Genomic DNA, 15057 nt, shown 5'->3' with positions numbered 1-15057 from the left:
GTTTTTTTAAAAAATTGTAAGGTAATTATGAGCTTATTTTTTTAAAGCTATTTTTGTTTCTTCAAGGTTTTTTTCAAAAAGACCATCAAGTTTTGATTTATCAACAGATGTGTTAATAATTTTTTTAACAGAATCAACAGCAATTTTAATTGAAACATCTTTTATTTCTTTAAGTGCAGCTTCTTTCATTTGTGAAATTTTATTTTCTGCTAAACTTTTTTTAATTTCTGAAGATTTATGAAATTTATCATTCATTTCGATTATAAGATGATCGCTATCTTTTTTGGCTTGTTGTAAAATATCATTGCTCACAGTTTGTGCGGTATCAAGTTTATTTTGAGCGTTATCTAATAAAACCTTTGCCTCTTGCCTTAGTTTTTCACTTTCATCTATTTCATTTTTAATATCAAGGATAAGCTTATTTAAAAGTTCATTAATCTTTTGAGGTATTTTTAAATAAACTAAAGCTCCAACAAATATTAAAAAGGATATAGCTACCCAAAAAGTTGCATCAATTACCATAATATTCATCCATTTTTTTTCTTGAAAGATCTTCTACTATTGCAGAAATACTACTACTGTTAACTTCAGCTCCTATTAGTTCCTGCAGTAAGTCCGAAGAGGTCTCTACAGCAATTTTTTTGATTTTTTCTGGTGCATTATCTCTAAAAGTTTTTATCTCAATCTCAGCTTTATTAACTTCTTCATCAAGCTCTTTTTCCAGTATTTCCTTCTTTACACCAATATCTTTCAGTACTTTTTCTCTAGCTTGTTTAAAGTAGTTTTTTGCTTCATTCTTGCTAGATTGTACTATCTTTTCGTATTCTTCAATTTTTTGTTCACTTTCTTCTCTTTGCTTTTCCGCAGCCTCAATATTTTCTAAAATTTGAGATTTTCTAGTTTCTAGATTGGCACTTATTTTTGGAAGTATAAGTTTAGATAAAACAACATATAAAATTCCAAAAGTAATAATTAACCAAAAAATTTGAGAAACCCAAAACTCTGGATTTAATTGAGGCATTCCACCGCTTTCAGCTGCAAAAGCTTCCATAAAAAACAGGAAGCTTAAAAATATCGACTGAAAAAATATTTTTTTAATCATTAAATTTAAAATGCAAATAAAATAATTAACGCTACAACTAATCCAAATAGGCCAGTTGCTTCAGCTAAAGCAAAACCTAATAAAAGATTAGGAAATTGTTTTTGAGCTGCAGATGGGTTTCTCATTGCGCCAGAAAGGTAATTACCAAAGATAATTCCAATCCCAACACCGGCACCCGCTAGAGCTATTGCTGCTAGTCCTGCTCCGATCATTTTTGCTGCTTCTAATTCCATCATATCCTCCTTATGTTAGTTAATGGTGTAAATTTAATGCATCGTTTAAGTAGATGCAGGTTAAGATTGCGAAAACATATGCTTGAAGAAAAGCAACTAGTATTTCCAAGCCAGTTAATGCAACCGAAAAACTCAGTGGAAGCCATCCACCAACTATTCCAAGGCTTATTACAAAGCCTCCGAAAACTTTCATCATTGTATGACCAGCCATCATGTTTGCAAATAAACGAACTGAAAGACTAACTGGTCTACTTAAGTAAGAAATTATTTCTATAACAACTATTAGTGGTAATAGTACTGCCGGTACTCCGCTAGGTACAAATAGTTTTAAATATCCTAATCCATGCTTCATAAATCCAATAATTGTTACACCCACAAAAATAAATGAAGCCAAGATAAAAGTAACAATGATATGACTAGTTACTGTAAAAGCATAAGGGATCATCCCAAACATATTGCAAAATAGCACAAACATAAATATTGAAAAGATAAACGCAAAGTAGGGTTTTGCTTTTGATCCTGCGGTATCACTAATCATTTTGGAAACAAAAGTATAACTTAATTCAGAAAGAAGTTGCATCTTGCTTGGTAGTAAAGAATTTTTTTTTGACCCTAAATTAAAAATTAGTAAGATTGCAAGAGAACTAATCACCATAAACAAACTTGCATTTGTGAAAGAAATATCTATTGCGCCTAATTTAATTTCTGGTCCAATTCTATAGACTTCGAATTGGTTCATCGGGTTTGTAGCCATAATTTTTTAAATCTATTTTTGCATATTTTTTGCAGATCTGAATACGTTTATAATTCCAGCAACAACACCTACAAAAAAAAATATTAATATTAACCAGGGCTTAGTACCAAAGGTCTTGTCTAAAATAAACCCTATAATTGTCCCAACTGCCACTGCGGACACTAATTCTGTACTTAATTTAAAGGCAGTTCCAATAGAAGAGGGTGCCTCTTCATTTTTATACAGATTTTTCTTAGAAAGCTTATTTTTTGCAATCTCCAAGCGAGTTTTAAGGCTATCTTTTGGCATTCAAATTATTAAGCAACCATGCTCTCTGCTTTTTGTAAATCAACAGCAACAAGTTGGCTAATACCTTTTTCAGGCATTGTAACTCCATAAAGTCTATTCATTTTTGACATAGTTAGAGCATGGTGAGTTACGATAATAAATTTAGTGTCAGTTATTTTAGTTAAATCATCAAGAAGTCCACAAAATCTTGTTACGTTAGCATCATCTAGTGGAGCATCAACCTCATCTAAAACACAGATTGGAGATGGGTTAGTAAGGAACACTGCAAAAATAAGAGACAAGGCTGTTAAAGCTTGTTCACCACCAGATAATAAAGTTATAGACTGAAGTCTTTTACCAGGAGGACTTACCAGCATTTCTAAACCAGCTTCAAGAGGGTCATCAGAGTCTACTAACTCTAGTTTTGCATTTCCACCGTTAAATAGTTTTGTATAAACCTCATTAAATTTTCTATTAACTTTTTCAAAAGCTTCTAATAGTCTTTCTCTTCCTTTTTGATTTAATTCATTAATACTTTCTTTTAATTTTATAATAGCAGATACAAGATCTTCTCTATCTTGTTCCATTTTTTTAATTTCTATTTCATATTTACTGGTTTCTTCATCGGCTCTAAGGTTAACAGATCCTAATTTTTCTCTTTCTCTTTTTTTCTCATCAAGAGCATCTTCTTGTGCAACAGAGTCAGGTAGCTCTTCAACACCATTTAAATTAGAATTTTCTAGAATATCATTTTCTTCAAGATTAAGTTCAGAACTAACTCTTTCTAACAGATCTTCTTTCCTTTTTTTTAAACCTTCGATAGTTGCTCCTGAGCTTGCTTTTCTTTCTCTTATTTGAATAGATCTTTCTTGAACGTCATTTAACTCAAGTCTTAAAGAGTTTATCTTTTTATCTGTTTCTTCAATTATTTTTTCATTTTCAATTTTTTCATTTTGTGAAATTCTTAGACCCTCAGTAATTTGTCCTTTTCTTTCTGCTTGGGCTTTGGGTTGTTGATCACGCTCATTTAACTGTGATAGTAATTTATTTTTTCTTTCAGTTAGCTCAGAAACCATTTTTTCAGAATTAGAGAGTAAGTTTTTCCAACTTTCAACTTCTGATTCTATAGCTTTAATTCTTTCATTTCTTTTTACAGACTCTTTTTTTATTGATTGATTTTTACTAAAACTATCAGCATATTTTTCTTGCAATAATTTTATATTTTCATTTTTTTCATTAATATTGGAAAGCTTTTTTTTACTCTCCTCATCTTCAAGATTATCTAAAAAACCGTCTATTTCAATCTGACATCTATCAAGTAAAGTAAGTGCTTGATTAATTTCATTGTTATTAATCAATTCTTTAGCTCTGGTGATTGTATTTTTAACATTTTTAATTGGCCCAATAGCAATATTTATATTTCCATCAGCAAAAATATTAATAATTTCATCAACAGATTTTTGTTCATCTTTTAATAGGTTTTTTGCCTTCTCAAGATCTTCGTTTGATAATTTTTCTGTTTCAAAATATTTAGAATCTATTTCTATTAATTCAGCTTTCTCTTCTTTTAGGCGTCTTTCATTTGAGTTAGCATCAATTACAATCCCTTTTTCTCTATCTATATCTTCCTCGATAGTTTTTAGGGATTTTTTAATATTTTCAATTTCATCTTGAGTTCTAACATTTTCTTCATCTAAATTTTGTAGCTCTAAATTTAATCTTTGAATTTTGGATAGATTTTCTATATTTTTTTCTCTTAAGGGAGAAACTTTATCTGTTTCAGTTTTAATTAAATTTTCAAATTGAGCAATCTGTTGATTGAAGTTACTTACCTCTTCTTCAGCTTCATTGTTAATTTCATTTTCTATTCTAATCTCATTATCAATGTCTAATAATTTTAAATAATATAGCCCTGCTTCAATTTTTTTTATTTCTTCAGATATAAGTTTATATTTCGTTGCTTCTTCAGCTTGTTTCTGAAGGTTTGCTAATTGTTTTTCTTGTTGTCTTCTTAATTCATCAGCTCTTTTTAAGTTTGTCTCTGCAGCATTTAATCTAAGTTCAGCCTCATGTCTTCTCACATGTAACCCTGAAATATTAGCTGCTTCCTCCAAGATTGCACGCCTGTCAGTAGGCTTAGCAGTTACTAAAGCTCCAATTCGTCCCTGACTAATCATTGATGGTGAATGAGCACCCGTAGATAAATCTGCAAAAAACATTTGAGCGTCTCTAGCTCTAACTTCTTTGTCATTTATATAAAATTTTGAACCCTTATCTTTTTCAATCTTTCTTCTAACTTCAATATGATCTAAATCTTTATATTGCATTGGACCATCATGACTTGCATTATCTACACTAATAGAAACCTCTGCTATATTTTTAGAAGATTTATTAGATGTGCCATTAAAGATAACATCTTCCATACCTGAACCACGCATACTCTTAGCTGAGGTTTCACCCATAACCCATCTTAAGGATTCCACAATATTAGATTTCCCACAACCGTTTGGACCAACGATGCCGGTTAAGCCGTGCTCTATAAGAAAATTTGTTTTTTCAGCAAATGATTTAAATCCGTTTAATTGGATTTTTTTAAACTCCATGGACTAACTTATATCAGTTTTTCCAGATATTTTTTTAAATTCTTATAATTTAGGGCTTTATCAAACTTTTTATCATTAATTATTATCGTAGGAGTAGCATTAACTTCAAATTTTTTTACCCCATCGATTCGATCATTTAAAACGTAATCTTCTATAGCTTTATCACTTAAGCATTTTTCAAAATCTAAGTTTACACTTTCACTTTCTAAGAATTTTTTTAAATAACCCGTTACTTCTTCTGGAGTTTTTCCTCTAGCCCATTTTTTTTGCCCAGAGTATAAAATATTCAAAATATTTGAATTACCATCGTTATTACACTGAGCAATTTTTGATGCATTAAAAGCTGCTAAATCTAATGGAAAATGTCTAAATTCTATTTTTACTAATCCTTTATCAATGAAGTCTTTTTTAAGTTCAGGATATACATCTTTATGAAAATTTGCACAGTGACCACAAGTCAATGACTCGTATGCAATTATTGTTATTTTAGCACTTTCTTCTCCTTCAGAAATTCTTTTGACCATTTCATTATCTGCAGCAAGCGCTTTAGCGGAGAAGATTAAAAATATTATAAATAATGTTGAGGTGAATTTTTTCATCGTTGTTTAAATAGTTTTGTTAATTCAAGTAATGATTTTTTAATTTTATCATTCTTAATACTATTTATCCTATCTGCATATTTAATATTTGTCACATGATTTTCATTAGTGTCTAATTTTTTGAACTTTGTTTGGGCGTCATCAAAGCTTATGAATTTCAATTTCTCAACAACGGCATAGCCAAAAAAACTATTCATTTTATCCATTATTACTTTTTTAGAATACTCTAAATCAATCTCATGACCTCTCTTTACCATTATTTGAAGAGTGCTTACTCCAAATTTATTCGAATTTTTAAAGGATTTGGGATAGCATATTTGAAAAAGATCATCCCCAACTATGTACTTCCAGTTATTAAGTGTTTCAGAAAATATATGACCCTTTTTTTTGATTATTTTTTTAATGTTTTTTGGCAAAGTGTCTTTAAAAGACCTTAAGCCTTGAATAGTTTTAAACCTCTGCTTAGTATTATTTTTAAATTGCATATGACCAAATCCATACTAACAAAAAAAATTCTTTATTGGTACGATAATAATAAAAGATCACTCCCATGGAGAAAAGAGTTATCACAAGTTAAGCGAGAATATTTCACCTTAGTAAGTGAATTTATGTTACAGCAAACGCAGGTTGCAACTGTAATTCCATACTTTAATAATTTTATAAAAGATATTCCAGATATTAAATCTCTATCAAAAATTAAGGAACATAAGCTTTTAAAATATTGGGAGGGCCTTGGTTATTATTCAAGAGTAAAAAACTTAAAAAAGACTGCACAAATATTAGAAAAAAATTTTAATAGAAGGTTACCAAACACGATTGATGAATTAAAATTATTACCTGGAATAGGTGACTACACTTCTAATGCAATAATGGCAATTGCCTTTAACAAGCCATTTATTCCCTTAGATGGAAATATTGAAAGAGTAATTAAAAGATTATTAAATTTAAAATTACCCAAAGAAATTACAAAAGATAATCTTGTTAAGAATAAAAAAATATTAGGTAATTCAACTAGAGCAAGCGATTATGCTCAAGCGCTAATGGAGCTAGGTGCATTGATTTGTCGACCTAAAAATCCCTTATGTCACCAATGTCCTTTAATTAAAAATTGTAAGTCTTTTAAAAAAAAAGATTTTGAAATAATAAAAGAAAGAAAAAAGAAGATTGATAAATTTTATTTATTAGAAGTTTATAAAAAGAATAATAAATTTTTGTTAATCAAAAATACTAAATTTAATTTTTTAAAGAATTTGCAAATATTTCCCATGAAGCAAATATCCAAACCTGATAATTTAGCAAAAGCTTTAAACTTCAAGATATCCAATATGAATATGAATGTAATAATCAAGTTTTCCAAGTTAAAAGGTGAAATTTCTAACTCTTCTTGGATTGATAGCTCTAAGCTTGAAGATTATACTTTGCCCACATTTACTAAAAAAATTTTTAATTATTTAAAAAAGATTTAATGAAAAATATAGCAATAATAGGAGCTGGTATTTCAGGCCTGTATATTGCAAATCTTTTAAGTCAAAACTCTAATTACCAAGTGACAATTTATGAGAAAAATGCTTCTGTTAATTTGGAAAAAGGATATGGAATTCAACTTTCAGTTAATAGCATCAAACTGTTAAATCAAATAAATTTTCAAAAAATCAGGATAGAAGATAAATTTCACCCCAATAAACTAGATTTTTATTCTTTAAAAAATAATAAAAAAATATGTGATTTAGATATATCCATGTTTAACAGCACTGATACAAAATATACTACCTTACAACGCTCTACTTTAATTAATTTCTTAAAAGATGGGCTTCATGAAAATATTATTCATTATAATAAAAAAGTTATAAAAATTAATGAAGAAGCAGAAAGTAAAGAAGTTTCTTTTGAGGATGGTTTATCTGTTAAATGTGATTACTTAATTATCTCCGATGGAACTTTTTCAAAGACAAAATCATTAATTGCCAATAAAGAAACTAAGCCAAAGTATTTTAACTCTATTGCCTTAAGAGCAACAATTGACCAGGATGCCCTTAAGGGCATTAACCCAGAGAATATATCTTTGTTTTTAGGGTCTAATTTACACTCAGTTCTTTATCCAGTTAATAGCAAAGGACAGTTTAACTTTATTACCATTTTTAGAAAAAAGCTTAGCACTAAAGAGTTATCTGATTATTCTTTATTTGAGAACAAAGATTTTGCTGCATCTATTATATCTGAAATATCAAAGCAAGTACCCCCCGAAACAATGAACAATCTAAAAAGTATTAAATGTTTTCCAATATTTGTGAGTTCTGATGTCAATGAACCAAAAAATAAAGATACTTTTATCATTGGAGATGCCTTTTTTGCTTTACCCCCAACCTTTGCTCAAGGCGCCTCTCAATCAATAGAGGTTGCCAATGAACTTTATAAAAATTTAGAAAATGAAAACACTCAATTTAACTCTGAAAGAGTTAAAAGAGTAAGGATGATTGATATGAAATCAAAACTTAATTATTTTGCTTTTCATTTATCTAATCCATTAATAATTTGGATTAGAAACTTAGTAATAAAAAAATTAGTTAAAAATGAAAAATTTATTAACAGTTATCTTGGTAAAATTTATAAAGACTAATTTTTAGAAATTAATCTTTGTCTTAAATTATCAATTGGCACAGAAACGCCATTCACTGTACAATGCCAGAAAGTCCATCCATTACAGCTTTCAGAACCAAGTATTGTTGCTGCAACTTTATGAATTGATCCTTCAGCTTGATTATGCTTGATACTTCCATCTGCCATAATCTTAGCAACTATTTTTTTCTTTTGATCAAAAATACTTGTTCCAGGCTTTATTATTCCAAGCTCTACTAGTGATCCAAAAGGTATTCTAGGCTTAGATCGATTATTTTTTAAAGTGTCTAAGAAATTATCCTCTAAAGGTTTTGTATTTTTTAACCTTTCTTCTGCTGCTTTAAAATAAGTCTTCTCTTTCTCTATACCATAATATTTTCTACCTAATTTTTTTGCAACCGTTGCAGTTGTTCCAGATCCTAAGAATGGGTCTAGAATTAAATCGTCCTTGTTTGATGATGCCAATAAAACTCTATGTAATAAAGATTCTGGTTTTTGAGTAGAGTGAACTTTTTTACCATTTTTTTTAAGTCTTTCTGCACCATTACAAATAGGTAAATTCCAATTAGATCTCATTTGAAGATCGTCATTTAAACATTTCAAAGATTGATAGTTAAAAGTATATTTTGACTTCTCACTTTTAGAAGCCCAAATTAAAGTTTCATGAGCGTTTGTAAACCTTGTTCCTCTGAAATTAGGCATTGGGTTATTTTTATTCCAGATAACATCATTTAAAATCCAAAAACCTAAATTTTGTATTGCAGTGCCTACTCTAAAAATATTATGATAACTTCCTATGACCCAGATGGCTCCATCTTTTTTTAATATTCTTCTACATTCAGAAAGCCAAGCAACCGTAAAGTCATCATATTTTTTAAAGCTTTCAAACTGATCCCATTTATCGTTAACAGCACTGACTTTGCTTCTGTCTGGTCTAGTAAGTGAATTTTTTAATTGTAAATTGTATGGTGGATCAGCGAAAACAAGATCAAAGGTTTCGCTTGGAATTTTTTTTAATTCCTCAAGACTGTCACCATTAATAATCTTATTTTTAAAATTGTTTTCCATTTTGTATAAAACAATTAGACTCCATACGGATTCTTGCGTCAACCTGAGATTGAAATAACTAGATTCAAATTGTGTCTGAATTTTTAAGAGAACTAGATGTTGTGCTGTTACACGTGAAAATTATAAAAGATCACAAATAGGTGAGAAAGTTTTTCGATGATATTTAGTAATACCAAATTTCTTAATTGCGTTTAAATGTTCTTTGGTTCCATAACCAGAGTTTGTATCCCATCCATAATTATTAAACTCTTTTGAAAGTTTTGTAATAAATTTATCTCTACTGACTTTTGCAACAATTGATGCAGCAGAAATGCTTGGGATTTTTTGATCTCCTTTAATTACATATTTTAATTTATAGTTTTTAAGATCAGGCAGTTTGTTGCCATCAATTAAAACAAGTGAAGGTTTTGTTTTCAATTTAAGAATAGCTCTTTTCATTGCAAGTAAACTTGCCTGCAATATATTAATTTTTTCAATTTCTTTAGTCGATGCCTGGCCTATAGCCCATATAGAATTTTTTTTAATATATTTTTCAAGCTCTTCTCTTTTGTCCTTTGTTAGAGTTTTTGAATCTTTCAATAATTTTTTATCAATAGAATTATTTAATATGATAGCTACTGCATAAACAGGCCCGATTAAACTTCCTCTGCCAACTTCATCAACACCTGCTAAAATTTTCATTAAATGGATAGTTTTAGATCTAAGATTTTTTGTTTAATCTTTTTTAAGTCATCCCATGAATGTTTTTTATTTTCAGGAGCTCTTAAAAGATAAGAGGGATTAAAAGTTATGATAACGTTGTAACTTGTATTTTTGATAATTACTTCCTTCCATTTTCCTCGCTCAATAGAAATTTTACTATTTAAACCTGTTAAAGATTCCATAGCAGTACTACCCATAAGAATTATTATTTTAGGATTTATTATTGAAATATGTTTTTGTAAAAATTGGGAATATCTCTTAATTTCTGTAGAATTTGGTTTTCGATCCTCAGGAGGTCTAAAGTTTACAGCATAAGTTGCGTAAATATTTTGTTTTTTAATGTTTATTGCAATCAGCATTTTTTTTAAAAGATCTCCTACTTCACCCATAAAAGTTAATCCGGCGTTATCTTCTTCAATGCCTGGGGCTTCACCAATTATCATTATTGAGCTATTAATATTCCCATCTCCTAAAATTATTTTTTTTGAATTATTCTTTAAGTTACAATCACTAATTGAGTTTATTTGTTCTTTAAGATTCTCAAGTTCTTTAACTTTATCTATTTTTTGAATACTCAGATCTTTTTTTAAGTCATTACTAGTATTTTTTAGTCTATTGATTGGTTTTTCATCAAAAATAAAGTCAGATCCAGTAGTGTTTAAGAACTCAGAGTCAAAATTCGTTTTTTGATTTATTACTTTTTTAGACATAGAATGGCCAAATGTTGGTAAAGTTTTTTAAATTCTTTTTAATATTAATACTTTATCAGAGTCCATTATACTCAAAAAATACCAGTTTAAATGATTTTAATGCAAGGTATTTGTCTAATTATTTTTCAGGAATTGTAGCTTATGAAAATCTAGATAATATAGAAGCTTTAAAATTTTTTAATTCATCAAAAATATTAATAAAACAGCATGATGCCTATCTTGAGAGGTATGTATTTTCCTTAGTACTTGATGGCAAAGTTAAGAAAGCAATTAATCAAGTTAAACAGAACTCAACAAAAAACAACTCTGACTTTTTTCAGGCTAATTTGTTGCTGGCGGTTGATAGTTTAAAGAAAAAAAACTTTAAAAAAAGTAAAGTTTATATTGATAGATCATATGAATTTATTAACAATGATAGACTTTCATTAATCATTGCAGAAACCTTCAAGCAATATTTATCAGTTTTTGAAGAAAAAAAATTAGTGAAACAAACAAATACGTTTGGAAATTTTTCATTTATTAACGAAGTTTTTCAAAGATGTTATTTAAATGATAAAGATACAGAGAGATATTTTAATACATTAATTAATTCACAAAACGATGCTGATTATTCAAGGTATGTATTTTTTTTGATCAGTTATTTAATCAAGAAAGATAATTACGATAAGGCAAAAAAAGTTACTAATAATTTTGATTATTTAAATTCATCAGTATTAATTTCTCAAGGTAAAAAATGGATAGAAGATAAAAACCTAGATAATTTCCAAGAAATTTTTTCATGTACAAATTCGAATGACATTGTTAGTGAACTATTTTTTCTAATAGCAAATCTCTATTCCTCTCAGAATGATTATGAGAAATCAAATTTTTATTTAAATATAGCAAACTATTTAAATCCTAAATTTATTTTCAATTTGTCTTTATTAGCTGAAAATTATTATTTGAGTGATGATTATTCCAATACATTAAAAACTCTTGAAGCATTTGATAAAAAGCATGAATTTTATTATTGGTTTAAGTTAAAAAAAGAGTCTCAAATTATTTTAAAAAAAAATAATAAAGAAGCATCTCTAAAATTTATCAATGAAAAATTTAAAGAAATTAAAAACCCAAATAAAAAAATTATATTTGATATTGCAAATATGCATAAAAATGCTTCAAAATATATTGAAGCAATAAATTTTTATGATCAAATACTTTTAAAAATGAACGCTAATTCTGACTTATACGCTGAAATATTATATAGGCGTGGAGGAAGTTACGAGAGATCTGGAGATTATGTAAAAGCAGATAAAGATTTATTAAAGTCTCTAGAAGCCAACCCAGATGATGCTTATGTATTAAATTATTTAGCTTACTCATGGTTGGAAAGAGAGCATAAAATTGATACTGCTCTTAAAATGCTTGAAAAAGCTTATGAAGCCAGAAGTAACGATCCATACATTATTGATTCAATCGGTTGGGCATATTACTTAGTTGACGAATATGAAAAAGCAGAAAATTTTCTTAAAAGAGCAGTTGAATTAATGCCTCAGGATCCAGTAGTTAATGATCATTACGGTGATATTCTTTGGCAGCTTGATAGAAAAATTCAAGCAAGATATTTTTGGCAAGCTGTTTTAAATTTAGATGAGACTGAAGATGCCATGAAAAAAACTATTAAAAATAAATTATTAGAGGGATTAAAAAATTCCTAAATTATGAATAGTTTTAAGATAAAGTCTTATGCAAAGATAAATTTAGCTCTAAACGTTACAGGAAAAAAATCAAAGCTTCATAATATCGAAAGTTTAATTTCTTTTATCGATTTACATGATTCAATTACAATAACAGAAAGCAATACAAAACAGCATAAAATCAATTTTATTGGAAGATTTTCTAAAAACATCAGTAAAATTAATACTATTTCAAAATTGTTAAAAATTTTAGATAACAAAAAACTTTTGAATAATAAAAAATTTGAAATTAAAGTTATAAAACATATACCTCAAAAAGCCGGAATGGGAGGTGGGTCTATGAATGCTGCCAGTCTATTAAATTTTTTTATTGAAAAAAAATTAATTAAAATAAAAAAAAATGACTCAAAAAAAATAAGTAATGAAATAGGATCAGATGTGATTTTAGGTATAAAGCCATCACTTGCTATTCTTTTATCTAATGGAGATATTAAAAAATTCAAAAATAAAATTAAATTTCATATATTGGTTGCGAAACCTAACTTTGGATGTTCTACAAAATATATTTATTCTAAAGTTGATTCATTCTCTAAACCTCAATTTAACCCTCCTAAACAGAAACTATTTGAAGCAAAATATTTAAAAAATTTGGACAATGATCTTGAAAAGGTTGCCTTAAATAAATATCCAGAACTTAAAAGAATTAAATCCTACCTCAATGGTTTACCCAACACCCTATTTGTTAGAATGTCCGGATCAGGATCCTCAATAGTGGCTTATTTTCATTCCAAAAAGGCCTGCAAAAAAGCATGCAGCCAATATAAACGAAAATTTAATAACCACTGGTGTATTGAATCAAAAACTATATAATTTTTTTTTTTTGTGATATATGCAACTAATATTGGCCCATGGTGAAGTGGTATCACATCTGTTTTTGGTACAGAGATCCGAGGTTCGAATCCTTGTGGGCCAGCCATATATGAATAGCTTATTAGATAAAATTTTTTTTAGATCTCAAAACCTTAATCACATAAATTTAGGCTTCAAAAATATTAAAAAGGAAACAGAGGTTTCAAAAATATTTGAAGCAATTCATTCATACTCTAGCAATAGTGAAATCCGGTATGTAGGTGGATGTGTAAGAAAGATTATTAATAAAGAAGCATATGATGACATAGATTTAGCAGTTAATTTAAATCCAAAAGAGGTTTGTGAGGCTCTTACTAAAAAGGACATAAAATATTACGAGAGTGGAATAGAACATGGAACAATTACAGCGTTAATTAATGATATAAAGTTTGAAATTACATCATTGAGAAAAGACATTGATACAGATGGACGACATGCAAAAGTAGAGTTCTCTGATAGCTGGAAAGAAGATGCTTCTAGAAGAGATTTTACTATCAATTCTATTTACGCGGATATTGAAGGAAGTTTATTTGACCCATTTGATGGAAAAAAAGATTTAGAAAGAGGAAAAATTAATTTTATTGGAAATGTAGAAACCAGAATTAAAGAGGATTATTTAAGGGTATTAAGATATGTCAGATTTTTTCTTAGTTATTCTAAGCATAGTCATGACCCACAAGTTATTAAAGCAATTAAAAAAAACCTAAGTGGTGTTTCAAGTATTTCCTCAGAAAGATTAATAGATGAATTTCAAAAATTATTAAAATCAAATGGTTTTCTAAAGTTAACTAAGGATAAGGATTGTTTAGAGATTATAAATCTTATTTTTCCACAAATAAAAAATATTTCTCTATTCAATAAAATGAATAGTTTTGCAAAAAAAAACTTTCTTGAAATGGACTTTATTTTCTTATTGTCTTTAATGATTATTGATGGAACTGACAATGTAGATTACTTTATTTATAAATTTAATTTATCCAAAAAAGATCAAAAAAGACTTATATTTTTAAATAAGTTTAATTTAGAAAAAAATACAAACCAAACCTTTTCAGAAAAAAATCTAAATAAAATTTTTTATTTTAATGGTAGGGAGGCATTATTAGATGTTCTTTATTTTAAAATTTTTAAATCCAAAAAAGTAGACAATAAGTTAATTAAAATGATTGAAATTTTTAAAAAAAAAGAAATGCCTGTTATGCCATTTAAAGCTAGTACTTTGATGGAAAAATATCAAATTCCTGAGGGAAGGGAGCTGGGACAGAAGTTAAAAGTAATAGAAGAAGTCTGGACTAGTAATGATTTTAAAATTTCAGATAAAGAAGTTCAAAAAATAGTAAGTAATTAAACGTACTTTACATCTTTAATTTCAAAGTTTTTTACACCTGCAGGAGTTTTAATTTCAACTAAATCATTTTTGTTTTTTCCAATTAAACCTCTACCTATAGGTGATTGAAAAAATATCAGTTTTTTTTGAAGGTCAGCCTCATCTTTTCCAACTATTTTATAGGTAATTTTTTCTCCAGTATCCAAATTTTCTAAATCTACAGTTGAGCCAAAGATGACTTTGCCATCATTACTCATTTTGGTTACATCAATAACATTTGCTCTTGCAATAATATCATTTATTTCTGTAATCCTTCCTTCGTTATGAGATTGCTCTTCTTTTGCAGCATGATATTCAGCATTCTCTTTCAGATCCCCATGAGATCTTGCTTCAGATATTGCAGCAACTATTTGAGGTCTTTTTTTTTCTTTTAAAAAAATTAACTCTTCCTTTAAACTTTCAAGACCATCTGCTGTTATTGGTTCTTTATCCAT

The 15057-nt window shown here is 28.2% G+C and carries 17 protein-coding genes and 1 tRNA gene; 6 read left to right on the top strand and 12 right to left on the bottom strand.

The window, feature by feature from the left end:
- Positions 1–33: 33 nt before the first annotated feature.
- From AC5SLT_RS05660 to AC5SLT_RS05625, 8 genes are read right to left on the bottom strand one after another with little or no spacing between them, the layout of a single operon-like run.
- Positions 34–531, bottom strand: a complete 498-nt coding sequence (locus AC5SLT_RS05660) for a F0F1 ATP synthase subunit B family protein (protein ID WP_494591630.1) — start codon at positions 529–531, stop codon at positions 34–36.
- Positions 512–1102 (bottom strand): F0F1 ATP synthase subunit B family protein, encoded by a 591-nt coding sequence (locus AC5SLT_RS05655; protein WP_230454319.1) that lies wholly within the window; start codon positions 1100–1102, stop codon positions 512–514. Before AC5SLT_RS05655 ends, AC5SLT_RS05660 begins: the two co-directional genes overlap by 20 nt.
- Before the next feature lie 5 nt (positions 1103–1107).
- Positions 1108–1335: a F0F1 ATP synthase subunit C gene (locus AC5SLT_RS05650; RefSeq protein WP_006997791.1), complete on the bottom strand. Its 228-nt coding sequence runs from the start codon at positions 1333–1335 to the stop codon at positions 1108–1110.
- Between the two features lie 19 nt (positions 1336–1354).
- The gene (locus AC5SLT_RS05645; RefSeq protein WP_006997792.1) at positions 1355–2089 is read right to left on the bottom strand and encodes a F0F1 ATP synthase subunit A; all 735 of its coding nucleotides are present in this window, start codon (positions 2087–2089) and stop codon (positions 1355–1357) included.
- A gap of 12 nt (positions 2090–2101) precedes the next feature.
- Entirely contained in the window at positions 2102–2377 is a 276-nt protein-coding gene (locus tag AC5SLT_RS05640) for an AtpZ/AtpI family protein (protein WP_006997793.1), read from the bottom strand.
- 8 nt (positions 2378–2385) lie between these two features.
- Positions 2386–4959: a chromosome segregation SMC family protein gene (locus tag AC5SLT_RS05635; protein ID WP_494591628.1), complete on the bottom strand. Its 2574-nt coding sequence runs from the start codon at positions 4957–4959 to the stop codon at positions 2386–2388.
- 8 nt (positions 4960–4967) lie between these two features.
- Positions 4968–5558 carry a thioredoxin domain-containing protein gene (locus tag AC5SLT_RS05630; RefSeq protein WP_494591626.1) on the bottom strand — a complete coding sequence of 197 codons (591 nt, stop codon included), beginning with the start codon at positions 5556–5558 and terminating at the stop codon, positions 4968–4970.
- Positions 5555–6043, bottom strand: a complete 489-nt coding sequence (locus tag AC5SLT_RS05625; RefSeq protein ID WP_018413539.1) for a DciA family protein — start codon at positions 6041–6043, stop codon at positions 5555–5557. The genes AC5SLT_RS05630 and AC5SLT_RS05625 overlap by 4 nt, the downstream gene beginning before the upstream one ends.
- Here AC5SLT_RS05625 and AC5SLT_RS05620 point away from each other — a divergent pair, their 5' ends adjacent.
- The gene (locus tag AC5SLT_RS05620; RefSeq protein ID WP_006997797.1) at positions 6044–7024 is read left to right on the top strand and encodes an A/G-specific adenine glycosylase; all 981 of its coding nucleotides are present in this window, start codon (positions 6044–6046) and stop codon (positions 7022–7024) included. It abuts the gene before it with no gap.
- The gene (locus AC5SLT_RS05615) at positions 7024–8175 is read left to right on the top strand and encodes an FAD-dependent monooxygenase (RefSeq protein WP_006997798.1); all 1152 of its coding nucleotides are present in this window, start codon (positions 7024–7026) and stop codon (positions 8173–8175) included. Before AC5SLT_RS05620 ends, AC5SLT_RS05615 begins: the two co-directional genes overlap by 1 nt.
- Here the strand turns inward: AC5SLT_RS05615 and AC5SLT_RS05610 are convergent.
- The 3 genes from AC5SLT_RS05610 to AC5SLT_RS05600 all read right to left on the bottom strand — a co-directional run bounded on the left by AC5SLT_RS05610 (position 8172) and on the right by AC5SLT_RS05600 (position 10654).
- A complete protein-coding gene (locus AC5SLT_RS05610) occupies positions 8172–9242 on the bottom strand; it encodes a site-specific DNA-methyltransferase (protein WP_494591624.1) in 1071 nt (356 codons plus the stop codon). The genes AC5SLT_RS05615 and AC5SLT_RS05610 overlap by 4 nt on opposite strands.
- A gap of 120 nt (positions 9243–9362) precedes the next feature.
- Positions 9363–9923, bottom strand: a complete 561-nt coding sequence (rnhB, locus tag AC5SLT_RS05605; RefSeq protein WP_494591623.1) for a ribonuclease HII — start codon at positions 9921–9923, stop codon at positions 9363–9365.
- On the bottom strand, positions 9923–10654 hold the full coding sequence (locus AC5SLT_RS05600) for a uracil-DNA glycosylase (protein ID WP_494591621.1): 732 nt from the start codon (positions 10652–10654) through the stop codon (positions 9923–9925). The genes rnhB and AC5SLT_RS05600 overlap by 1 nt, the downstream gene beginning before the upstream one ends.
- 110 nt (positions 10655–10764) lie before the next feature.
- Here AC5SLT_RS05600 and AC5SLT_RS05595 point away from each other — a divergent pair, with 110 nt between their 5' ends.
- From AC5SLT_RS05595 to AC5SLT_RS05580, 4 genes are all read left to right on the top strand, one after another.
- Positions 10765–12351 (top strand): tetratricopeptide repeat protein, encoded by a 1587-nt coding sequence (locus AC5SLT_RS05595; RefSeq protein ID WP_494591619.1) that lies wholly within the window; start codon positions 10765–10767, stop codon positions 12349–12351.
- 3 nt (positions 12352–12354) lie between these two features.
- Positions 12355–13200 (top strand): 4-(cytidine 5'-diphospho)-2-C-methyl-D-erythritol kinase, encoded by an 846-nt coding sequence (locus AC5SLT_RS05590; protein WP_011281473.1) that lies wholly within the window; start codon positions 12355–12357, stop codon positions 13198–13200.
- A gap of 32 nt (positions 13201–13232) precedes the next feature.
- Positions 13233–13306 (top strand) — tRNA-Gln (locus AC5SLT_RS05585).
- 3 nt (positions 13307–13309) lie between these two features.
- The gene (locus AC5SLT_RS05580; protein WP_271487170.1) at positions 13310–14584 is read left to right on the top strand and encodes a CCA tRNA nucleotidyltransferase; all 1275 of its coding nucleotides are present in this window, start codon (positions 13310–13312) and stop codon (positions 14582–14584) included.
- On the opposite strand, the gene greA is transcribed toward AC5SLT_RS05580, so the two are convergent.
- Positions 14581–15057 (bottom strand): transcription elongation factor GreA, encoded by a 477-nt coding sequence (gene greA, locus AC5SLT_RS05575; protein WP_006997805.1) that lies wholly within the window; start codon positions 15055–15057, stop codon positions 14581–14583. The two genes, AC5SLT_RS05580 and greA, sit on opposite strands and share 4 nt — an antisense overlap.

The organism is Candidatus Pelagibacter sp. PS_11 (assembly GCF_059417975.1).
This window is presented reverse-complemented; position numbering and strand designations above follow the sequence as displayed.

Bases quoted from the DNA above. Each gene is read 5' to 3' on its own strand.
- AC5SLT_RS05580 (WP_271487170.1), top strand. From the start codon at position 13,310: ATGAATAGCTTATTAGATAAAATTTTTTTTAGATCTCAAAACCTTAAT.
- AC5SLT_RS05660 (WP_494591630.1), bottom strand. From the start codon at position 531: ATGAATATTATGGTAATTGATGCAACTTTTTGGGTAGCTATATCCTTT.
- AC5SLT_RS05600 (WP_494591621.1), bottom strand. From the start codon at position 10,654: ATGTCTAAAAAAGTAATAAATCAAAAAACGAATTTTGACTCTGAGTTC.
- AC5SLT_RS05635 (WP_494591628.1), bottom strand. From the start codon at position 4,959: ATGGAGTTTAAAAAAATCCAATTAAACGGATTTAAATCATTTGCTGAA.
- AC5SLT_RS05655 (WP_230454319.1), bottom strand. From the start codon at position 1,102: ATGATTAAAAAAATATTTTTTCAGTCGATATTTTTAAGCTTCCTGTTT.
- AC5SLT_RS05640 (WP_006997793.1), bottom strand. From the start codon at position 2,377: ATGCCAAAAGATAGCCTTAAAACTCGCTTGGAGATTGCAAAAAATAAG.
- AC5SLT_RS05590 (WP_011281473.1), top strand. From the start codon at position 12,355: ATGAATAGTTTTAAGATAAAGTCTTATGCAAAGATAAATTTAGCTCTA.
- AC5SLT_RS05625 (WP_018413539.1), bottom strand. From the start codon at position 6,043: ATGCAATTTAAAAATAATACTAAGCAGAGGTTTAAAACTATTCAAGGC.
- AC5SLT_RS05645 (WP_006997792.1), bottom strand. From the start codon at position 2,089: ATGGCTACAAACCCGATGAACCAATTCGAAGTCTATAGAATTGGACCA.
- AC5SLT_RS05650 (WP_006997791.1), bottom strand. From the start codon at position 1,335: ATGGAATTAGAAGCAGCAAAAATGATCGGAGCAGGACTAGCAGCAATA.
- AC5SLT_RS05615 (WP_006997798.1), top strand. From the start codon at position 7,024: ATGAAAAATATAGCAATAATAGGAGCTGGTATTTCAGGCCTGTATATT.
- AC5SLT_RS05630 (WP_494591626.1), bottom strand. From the start codon at position 5,558: ATGAAAAAATTCACCTCAACATTATTTATAATATTTTTAATCTTCTCC.
- greA (WP_006997805.1), bottom strand. From the start codon at position 15,057: ATGGATAAAGAACCAATAACAGCAGATGGTCTTGAAAGTTTAAAGGAA.
- AC5SLT_RS05610 (WP_494591624.1), bottom strand. From the start codon at position 9,242: ATGGAAAACAATTTTAAAAATAAGATTATTAATGGTGACAGTCTTGAG.
- rnhB (WP_494591623.1), bottom strand. From the start codon at position 9,923: ATGAAAATTTTAGCAGGTGTTGATGAAGTTGGCAGAGGAAGTTTAATC.
- AC5SLT_RS05620 (WP_006997797.1), top strand. From the start codon at position 6,044: ATGACCAAATCCATACTAACAAAAAAAATTCTTTATTGGTACGATAAT.